Consider the following 9,360-nt stretch of genomic DNA (forward strand, 5'->3'; position numbering starts at 1 on the left):
AAAATCCCTTTTCAATGGTAGTGTCCACTTTTGCAAGTGTAGAATCCCAATGGCTGATTAATTTTCTACTGATCCAGTTTTCCGAATAAGAAACAGAAGGAGAAAATAATAAAGGTCCAACTGCTGGCAAAGTAAGCGTAATAGGTATTTGATGTTGTGCACCCCATTGCATTGTGTCGAGTAAACTTTTAATGGAATTCTTAACAGTATCGTAAAACGAAAGTTGGTTCTGGAATGTACCATTATAGGAGATGCCTATATTTTCGTACCACTTCGGCTTCCCCACCATCTCTTTTTTCTGGAAAGGATTGATTGTAGTAGTGGAAAAGTTTAAAGTTGGGAACTGTATGTTGATGGAATGGTTGACACTATTTTGACTGTGATTGGCCTGTACGGATAAATTGTATTTGCCATTATCCCAGTTTTTCGCAAAAGTAATCGACGAGTTTAATTGGTTATTAAAACTTTGATAGGGGTTTAAAGTTTGTAAACTATTATACAAGGTACTTCCCGCATTTACACTTGCTGAAAAGCTTTCCCCCGGGTGCGCTTTACTATCCATAGAGTGACTCCAACCTACGTGTATGGTTTTATTTTTTGTATATTCTTGTGCCACATTTCCATAACTATTAAGTGTTTTGGTAAATTGGTAAGACACATTCAAATTACCTCTATAAGCGTACCTTTTATAGTAGTTGGGATTAACGTTTATTGTATAACCCCCATAGCTATATAAATCGACTCTTGTGGTGACATCCCAATAGTCATTAATTACTTTATAATATCCCAACCCGGTCAAACCCAACCCTTTAATATTATCCTGCTGAAATACCGCGGGCAATAAGCCGGAGTGTCGCCCTCTGGTAAGAGGATATATTCCAAAGGGAATAACTATAGGCATAGGGACACCTTCAAATTCCGGAATAGCGGGCCCTGAAACCGCCAACTTGCCGCTGATCATTTTCATTTTGAATGCGTGCAAATCAAAGTGCGGCGGAGATAAATTACAAGTCGTAAATCGCGCATCTTTTACAAAAATTGAATTACTATCTATTTTTTTTGCAACCGCGGCTTGCACAAATATCTCTCCTTCGTTATAATAAGTATTTTTTAAAATCCCTTTTTGGGATTTAATGTTATAATAACCTGAGTCTAAAATTGATTTACTTCCATTTTGCAAAATGGTGGGCCTACCCGAAATGGCGTTAGAGCTATCAGAATTCCCATAAAATTTTACTATGTTGGTATTCTTATTGAACTCTATGGTATTAGCTGAAATATCTGCATCAGGGTTTTTAATTTCTGCTTCTTTATGCAAGTAAAACTGATTTTGTTGCACCAAGAGTACAGAAGAATCTTTTGCTTTATAGTCTACTATAAAAGCGAGAGAATCCTTAGAATAAATACTTAAATCTACGGGGGGCTTACTAGTAAAGGTAAAAGCGCTCGAAGGTTCTCTGTAAGCTAGTTTAGATGCCCAACCAGCAGGAATGCTATCTACGTTATTTCTAACAAGAAAATAAGGAGAATGTGAGAAAGATTTCGCAGGCGCAATGAAAGCAAACAAAAATGAGAAGCCCGCACAGGCCCACAATAAATATTTTGTTCGTACTTTACATCGATTAACCATACAAGTTGCAAGGGCCCATTTTAAACATTGCAATAATAAACTAATTCTAATTAGCAATATCCAAATCAAGGCTTAATTCATTAAATTTATATTTCTAAGAAAGGACAAAAGTACTCTTTATGCCTAAATAGAAAAACCAAACAGAGTAAATTATAACATATTTTATTTTCAAAAATGAAGGGATTAAAAAATTATCATATTATTATTGCAAAAAGTAAAGGCCGTTTTAAGATGAAAAACTTTTATTGGAGATATCATAATATCTTTTTTAGTGCGGTAATAGTGTGCATGGGTACAATGATCTGTCTGCCCGTGAGGGCACAGAATGCCAATTCCCCGTTAAAAACAATTATTATAGATGCGGGTCATGGCTTGCCAGATCCTGGTGCTCGCGGCGCATACAGCAATGAATCGGATATAGCTTTAGCTATTGCACAAAAATTATATAAAAAATTGACTGATTCCCTTCCTGAGTGTAAAATATTGATGACCCGAACCAATCGAAATTTGCCCGGCGGGTTGCAGGATAAAGACGAAGCCAATAGATGGAGGGCGAAATTTGCCAATGAGAACCACGGTAATCTTTTTATTTGTATACATTGCAACGACGTAAACCCTATTCATCATTCAGAAGTTGTAGGGCATAGAACCAGAGTATATTATACCGGTAGAGGTAGGAGTAGAAAACGCCATACAAGGCATATACCTATTTATAAATATTGGACGACACCCAATCCGGTAGTCGGTACTGAAACTTATGTGTGGGGTGTAAATAAAAATGACTCGAAGCAAAAGTTTATTCAGGATAATCAGGACTCATCAGAACTGATGGGAGAAAGTGTAGATTCTTCCAATGATTATTTTACTACTTCTGAAGAGAAAATATTGGCAGCTTTACGTGCGAAAAAATATTTTGCACGTAGTTTGCTATTTGCCAATTTAATTGAAAACGAATACATAAGTGAAGGACGCACCAGCCGGGGCGTAAAACAACGTGAAAAAGGAATTTGGGTATTGCATGCTACCGCCATGCCTAGTATTCTTACAGAAGTTGGATTTCTTTCCAATCCTAAAGAAGAAGATTATCTTAATAGTCAATCAGGACAAGATCAAGTTAGCGGCGCAATTTTAAGAGCCGTAATTAAGTATAAAAAACAATTAGACACCGGGATAATAAAATCTACAGATTAAGTATAAGCAGCTTAAAACCTGCTACTTATCACAATATCTGTTTTATTTTTTACAAAATTTTTAGAATATAATTTTATCATTCCAACACCATTTTTTCACAATGGTTGCAAATAATTGGTTATTTTTATTTCCAATCGAGGAAAGTTGAGCAGCAAACACGTTAATTTGCAAGCCGGTTAAAAAAACACAAAATGCATTTGCGTATTTGAAAAGAACGCAAAACGCCAAAAATATAATATGAAAATAAATAATGAAACAAAAATTGGTGCTTTAACCATTGTCGCTATTGTGTTTCTTTTTTTAGGATTTAACTTTTTAAAAGGCAAGAGCCTATTTAAAAATGGATTTTATCTATATGCTAAATTTCCTGAGTCAAAGGGTATCGTTGGCTCCAACCCGGTATTTATCAATGGGTTTCAGGCAGGCACCGTTTCAGAAGTATCAGCAAGCAAAGACCTTAAGGAGATTTTAGTAGAAATTAAACTTAACCAGCCTTATGATATTCCGGATAACTCACTAGCGGATATTAATAGCAACCCACTAGGCACTTCCAGCGTAGAAATTTCCCTTGGTAAGTCTAAAAAAATTTTATCTTCCAATGATACCTTAATTACCTCACTTACACCGGGATTTTTGGGTATGGTCGGAAGTCAAATAAAACCATTAGCTGAACAGGCCAAAAATGCATTGCAAGATTTTGATTCACTGATGACCAATGTCAATCAAATATTAGACTCTACCGGCAAAGCAAACATGCAACAGATTATCCTTAACCTTAATAGTATAACCCGACGTTTAGATACTACTACGCGTTCGGTTAATGCAGCACTTAATTTCCAAACCGGTGCATTTGCAGGTATCATTAGAAACTTTGATGATTTTTCAAAAAATCTTGCCGCCAATAACGGCAAATTCGATTCAATAATGACCAACATGCAAAAGACAACCAATAATCTTTCTGAGGCCGACATTAAAGGCGTGATGGAAAAGCTAAAAGGTTCGGCAGATAGTTTGAATTTGGTATTTGCAAAAATAAATTCGACTGATGGCTCTTTAGGAGCTATCATCAATAGTAAAGAATTATACAATAATCTTAATGCTACAGCAAACAGTTTACATATTCTACTGGACGATTTGCGTGTACATCCGAAAAGGTATGTGAACATTTCGGTTTTTGGTAAAAAAGATAAAGGCAATTATCTTGTGAAACCCTTACCACACGATAGTTTACCTCCATCACCCCAAAAATAAAAATGAATAGAAATAGAAAAATACAACACATCTATTTGAAAATTTTTGTCTCCTATTTGTTCCTCTTAATAGGAATGGTAGGCTCCTTGCATGCACAACAGCCAACAAAAGCGGTGACACACGCCCCCAAAAAAGATACAGCAGCTCCATTAAACGACATTATAATTATACATTCCGATAGAACAATATATCGGAAATTAAATGATACGACCGCTTTAAAAATTCTTAGCGGTCATGTAGAGGTAAAACAGAAAAGTACATTATTTTATTGTGACAGCTTAATGCTTGACCCAAATACCCGCATTTTAGAAGCATATGGTCACGTTCATATTAATGATAATGATAGCGTAAATATTTATGCTGATTTCCTTCGTTATCAGGGTGCAGAGCGGAAGGCATTTTTGAAAAATAATGTAAAGCTTACTGATTCCAAAAGCACACTTACCACTACTCAGTTGGATTATGATTTGAATACCAAAGTGGCCATTTATACATTGGGCGGCAAACTAATTAATGGCAGTAGTGTGCTTACCAGTCTTGGCGGTGTTTACTATGGAGATACGCGCGATGCTACTTTTACAACAAATGTCTTGTTGGTAGACCCTCAATATACTATCACCACAGATACTTTGTTGTACAATACTTATTCTAAAATTGCCACTTTTACCGTACCTACAAAAATCACAAGTGGGAAATATAAGAGAATTTCCACCACTGATGGTTATTATGATTTGATCAACAAGAAATCCTATCTAGGTAAACGTCCCATTATAATCGATAGTAGTTCTACCTTAATTGCTGACGAAGTTGCCGCTGATGATGTTAGAGGCTATGGTGAAGCGGGTGGTAACGTTATCTTTAAAGATACCGCGCAAGGTATTGTACTGCTTTGTAATAATTTAAAAACAAATAGGGTGCAATCCTCCTTTCTAGCTACGGTGAACCCCGTGATGATTCTAAAACAAGGCACCGATTCTGTATTTATCTCAGCAGACACATTATATTCAGCCAGATATGCCGATGATTCCGATTCTTTAGCGAGAAAATCAGAAGCGATAGATAGCATCTCTACGGTAAAAACTGATACCTTACAAAAACGTGTCTCTCCTTTCTTTACTACACCAGATTCAACGAAACAACCCTTAGATTCAACAATTCATAAAAAGGAAATTCCAGCTTTTAAGAAAGTCGGAAAAACGTTTGTTTGGGCAAAAGATTCCACCAATACGAATGGTGAAAATATGGAGAAAAAACAACCAGCTCAAATAGGTGAAAATCATTCCAAAAAACGAAATATTCTTGGGCTTTTTACACGAAAAGAAAAGAAAGAGGCCAATCAACAAAAAGATAAAGATACGATACCAACCACCATCCAAACTGATAAAGAGAATGTAGGGAAAACAACACCGTCTATCATTGATAGTGCTAGAAAAGCAAAATTAAACCCCGCAATTATCGATTCTGCGGCGCTGAAAAATCAGTCACCTGGCATTGACCTGTCTCCCAGTACAAGCGTAAACAAAAAAGATTCTATTAAACAGGAAGATAATAAAAGTAGATTTTTAGAGGCGTACTACAATGTACGTATTTATAGTGATTCACTACAGGGTATTGGAGATAGTTTGTACTATTCATCCCGCGATTCATTATTCCAATTGTTTAAGAAACCTACAGTTTGGACAACCTCTAATAATCAAATATCACAAGTTTCAGGAGATACCATAAATTTATACACGGAGAATAATAAACCTCATTATTTAAAAGTCTGGCGCAATGCGATTATGCTAAGCCAGGCCGATACACTGCATTTAGAGTCGACTAGCGACTACTTTAATCAGATATCGGGCAATTCTATTGAGTCTTGGTTTACAAATGGCCAATTGGATAGCGTATCTGCAAAGGGAAATGCACAACTTGTATTTTATTTACTCGATTCCTACAATAAGTATATAGGAGTAGATGTACAAAGTTCGCGCAATTTTAATTTCTATTTTAAAGATAAAGCTCTACAGCGCGCAGTCGGTTTATACGATGTAGTTGGTAAAACCTATCCAATGAGGCAGGTAAATCATAAATCAATAAGATTACATAATTTTAATTGGTTAGAGAATAAACGCCCCAAATCGAAATACGAATTGCTAGCACATTGATTCTAATTCTATAAGTCAAAGAGGCTAACCCTTATCATGTTGTATTTAAAGTCATGCTGCTGCCGGATTTTATAGGCTTTTTATATCTTAAAACGCGGAAAATGACGAAACATTCCCTAAGCAAAAAAATACGTTATACATTCATCAACTTCATTCGTGACAGCCGTTCGGTGGGCATTTTGTTATTGGTGTGTACGATTGCATCTTTAATCATCACCAATAATAGTTTTACCACAGATGTCTATCGCCATTTTTGGGAAATGGAAATTCCCCTTTTTGAAAGATTACATCTCCCCCATAGCATATTGCACTTCATCAATGATGGATTAATGGCTGTTTTCTTTTTTATGGCCGGAATGGAAATAAAAAGAGAATTGATAAAGGGAGAATTATCATCTCCGCAACAAGCCATCCTCCCAACTGTTGCCGCTATAAGTGGTGCATTAGTACCGGCTATTATCTTTTTACTTTTCAATAAGGGAACTGCTTTTGCTCATGGCTGGGGCATCCCAACAGCTACAGATATTGCATTTTCATTAGGCATAGCCGCACTTTTAGGGAAAAGAGTCCCGATGTCGCTACGCGTGTTTTTAACCGCGCTCGCTATAATAGATGACTTGTGCGCTATCTTTATCATTGCATTATTTTATGGGGCAAATGTTCATTGGCTGTGGCTTTTAGGCGCGGTTGCATTTATCTTATTTATAATCCTTCTTAATAGAATCAAGCAACCAAAATTGGAATGGCTACGTTTTGCTTTTGGTATAGCCTTATGGTTTTGTATGTTTCACTCGGGTATCCACCCCACTGTGGCGGGAGTTATTTTTGCATTACTAGTACCTGTGGAGCTATTAAATCACTATGAAAATAAAATTCATGTTTTTGTCAACTTTTTTATCATCCCAATTTTTGCATTAGGAAATACTGCAATTGTTTTAAAGATAAGTTTGGCCGATTTTATGCAATCCACACTGTCCTGGGGTATCATTTTGGGATTATTGATAGGTAAACCGCTGGGTATCCTCGGCTCTTGCTATTTTATGATCAAACGCAAATGGGCCGTAATGCCTGCGGCTTCCAACTGGCGCCAATTTATCGGTATAACTATCTTAGCGGGTATTGGTTTTACCATGTCCATCTTTGTTTCATCTCTCGCATTTAACGATACGGGTGCGCAAGACATAGCAAAAATAGCCATTATTGTTGCCTCCTTTATTGCGATGGTATTGGGCTTCGTGTGTTTAAGAATGACTTCAAGAAAAGAGGGTACAATTTGAACTTGACCAAAACAATTCCTTTTCAAATTACATTAAGGGAATCTTCTAAATACTGTATATCGAAGTACTATTTCAACAAAGAGAAAGATCAGGCCCAAAATTAACCAAGGCAAAAACTTCTCTTCATACCGATTATAGGTGGTAATTTTTATATCAGACTTTTCTAGCTGATTAATACTTGAATAAATTTTTTGCAAAGCGTCTTTGTCTTCCGCCTGAAAATATTGCCCCCCCGTTTGCGAAGCGATACTTTTTAATAAAGTGGGATTAAATTCAAGCTGATGTTTCTGGACCTGTGGGCCAAAAGGTGTTTGTACTGTTTCATCTATTTGTTTGTCGCTACCAATACCAATAGTATAGACTCTTATGCCAAACGTTTTAGCCATAGATGTTGCAATATCTGGAGAAACTTTCCCACCAAAATCCACCCCGTCTGTCAGCAGAATAATAATTTTACTTTTTGCCTTGCTATATTGAAGTCTGTCAATACTTGTTGCCAATCCGGACCCGATAGCCGTTCCTTCTTCCTGTAAATAACCGCTGTTTATTTTTTGAATTTGTTGCAACACCATATTATGATCAGTGGTTACAGGGCAAAGTGTAAAACTAATATTGCTAAAAATGGTAATGCCGATGCGATCTCCGGGTCGTTGTTGAACGAAATTAGAGGCCACTTCTTTTGCTGCTTCCAATCGATTAGGAACAAAATCACGCTCCGTCATACTTCCACTAATGTCAAAACACAAAACTATATCTATCCCCTTTCCATTGGTTTCTGTCTGGGTAAATTTATCCCTTGGTCTAGCTAATGCAACTATTAAAAAAGCCAATGCCAATAAGCGCAGCACAAAGGGTAGCGGCTTTAATGTCGTTTTTAAAGTCCTCGTCCTATTGATGAATCTGGTGGAAGAAATGGGTAGGTTTGCCTTCAGTTTTATCTGCCGTCTAGAATATACATAAGCAATTAAGGGGATTAAAAGCAAAAGTAACAATACCCAAGGATATGCAAAATCAGTATGTTGTAGCCAATTAGTGAGCATTATTTTTATTAAGTTCTGTTACTTGTTTTTCAATATTGGATATCGTTTCTTTGGCAATACTTACGGCTTCTTTTCCTTGCTCGTCACCCGGTTGATATTTGGCAAATTTTACACGACTACTAAGTTTTGTGTATTGTAAGAGCGCTACTCGATCTTTCTCCCTTATCAAATATTTTCTCAGATCTTCCATCATCTCAATTGAAGTCGACTGCAAAGTATGACTTTGCGTGCGTTCATCATAGTACATCCGGCAAATGTCATCCAAACGAATAAAAAATAGTTTCCCCTCTCCTTTCTCAATTAAATTTTCCTTCTCCAACAAGTTTATTTGTTGCATCGCCCATTCAAAAGGAGGCCCTTTTATAATTTCTTTCTGCTTTGAGGTTTGATCCTTACGCCTGTTCAGCCATTTTATAATTAACAAAATAATTAATCCCAGCAGTACGATTCCAATCGAAATATATAGCCAGCGGTAATCAGTATATTTAGCTTGGAGAATACTCTTTTCCGGATGGAAATCTTTTAATTTGGATACATCAACCGGTAGCACCTGCAAAGCAACGCTGTTCATAGGGAGCGAAACAGTATCACCGGATACATTTTTCATCTGCGGCGCGATTACCGGAATTACCCATTGCCCGGAATCGAAAGAGGTAATAGTTATTCTTTGTATATAAGCAGATTGACCATTTTGTAAATCGATCGTATCAATCTTACCTCTATCTAAAACTTCTATATGATTTCCTGTATCAGGAACATTGAACCAAGTTTGAATATTTTGCGCTTCATCAGAAACATTATCGACTTTTAATTGAAGCGTC

Annotated in this window: 7 protein-coding genes; 4 read left to right on the forward strand and 3 right to left on the reverse strand. The window is 36.6% G+C overall.

Annotated elements, in window-relative coordinates:
• Positions 1-1,567: putative LPS assembly protein LptD (locus tag ACQR30_RS08105; RefSeq protein WP_429733846.1), on the reverse strand; the 1,567-nt coding region annotated here is incomplete at its 3' end.
• Between the two features lie 237 nt (positions 1,568-1,804).
• Between ACQR30_RS08105 and ACQR30_RS08110 the strand changes: the two genes are divergently transcribed.
• The 4 genes from ACQR30_RS08110 to nhaA all read left to right on the forward strand — a co-directional run bounded on the left by ACQR30_RS08110 (position 1,805) and on the right by nhaA (position 7,499).
• On the forward strand, positions 1,805-2,821 hold the full coding sequence (locus ACQR30_RS08110) for an N-acetylmuramoyl-L-alanine amidase family protein (RefSeq protein WP_429733849.1): 1,017 nt from the start codon (positions 1,805-1,807) through the stop codon (positions 2,819-2,821).
• A 237-nt stretch (positions 2,822-3,058) separates the two neighbouring features.
• Complete coding sequence (locus tag ACQR30_RS08115; protein ID WP_429733851.1) at positions 3,059-4,072, forward strand: MlaD family protein; 1,014 nt, start codon at positions 3,059-3,061, stop codon at positions 4,070-4,072.
• 2 nt (positions 4,073-4,074) lie between these two features.
• Entirely contained in the window at positions 4,075-6,222 is a 2,148-nt protein-coding gene (locus ACQR30_RS08120) for an OstA-like protein (RefSeq protein ID WP_429733854.1), read from the forward strand.
• 101 nt (positions 6,223-6,323) lie between these two features.
• Entirely contained in the window at positions 6,324-7,499 is a 1,176-nt protein-coding gene (gene nhaA, locus ACQR30_RS08125; RefSeq protein WP_429733857.1) for a Na+/H+ antiporter NhaA, read from the forward strand.
• A gap of 32 nt (positions 7,500-7,531) precedes the next feature.
• On the opposite strand, the gene ACQR30_RS08130 is transcribed toward nhaA, so the two are convergent.
• Positions 7,532-8,539, reverse strand: coding sequence for a vWA domain-containing protein (locus tag ACQR30_RS08130; protein ID WP_429733860.1), 1,008 nt, complete (start codon positions 8,537-8,539; stop codon positions 7,532-7,534).
• Positions 8,529-9,360: hypothetical protein (locus tag ACQR30_RS08135; protein ID WP_429733863.1), on the reverse strand; the 832-nt coding region annotated here is incomplete at its 5' end. The genes ACQR30_RS08135 and ACQR30_RS08130, both read right to left, overlap by 11 nt.

This window comes from Arachidicoccus sp. (assembly GCF_050436765.1).
Lineage (GTDB): Bacteria > Bacteroidota > Bacteroidia > Chitinophagales > Chitinophagaceae > Arachidicoccus.

Coding starts and splice junctions, on each gene's coding strand:
- ACQR30_RS08110 (WP_429733849.1), top strand. CDS start 1,805: ATGAAGGGATTAAAAAATTATCATATTATTATTGCAAAAAGTAAAGGC.
- ACQR30_RS08115 (WP_429733851.1), top strand. CDS start 3,059: ATGAAAATAAATAATGAAACAAAAATTGGTGCTTTAACCATTGTCGCT.
- ACQR30_RS08120 (WP_429733854.1), top strand. CDS start 4,075: ATGAATAGAAATAGAAAAATACAACACATCTATTTGAAAATTTTTGTC.
- nhaA (WP_429733857.1), top strand. CDS start 6,324: ATGACGAAACATTCCCTAAGCAAAAAAATACGTTATACATTCATCAAC.
- ACQR30_RS08130 (WP_429733860.1), bottom strand. CDS start 8,539: ATGCTCACTAATTGGCTACAACATACTGATTTTGCATATCCTTGGGTA.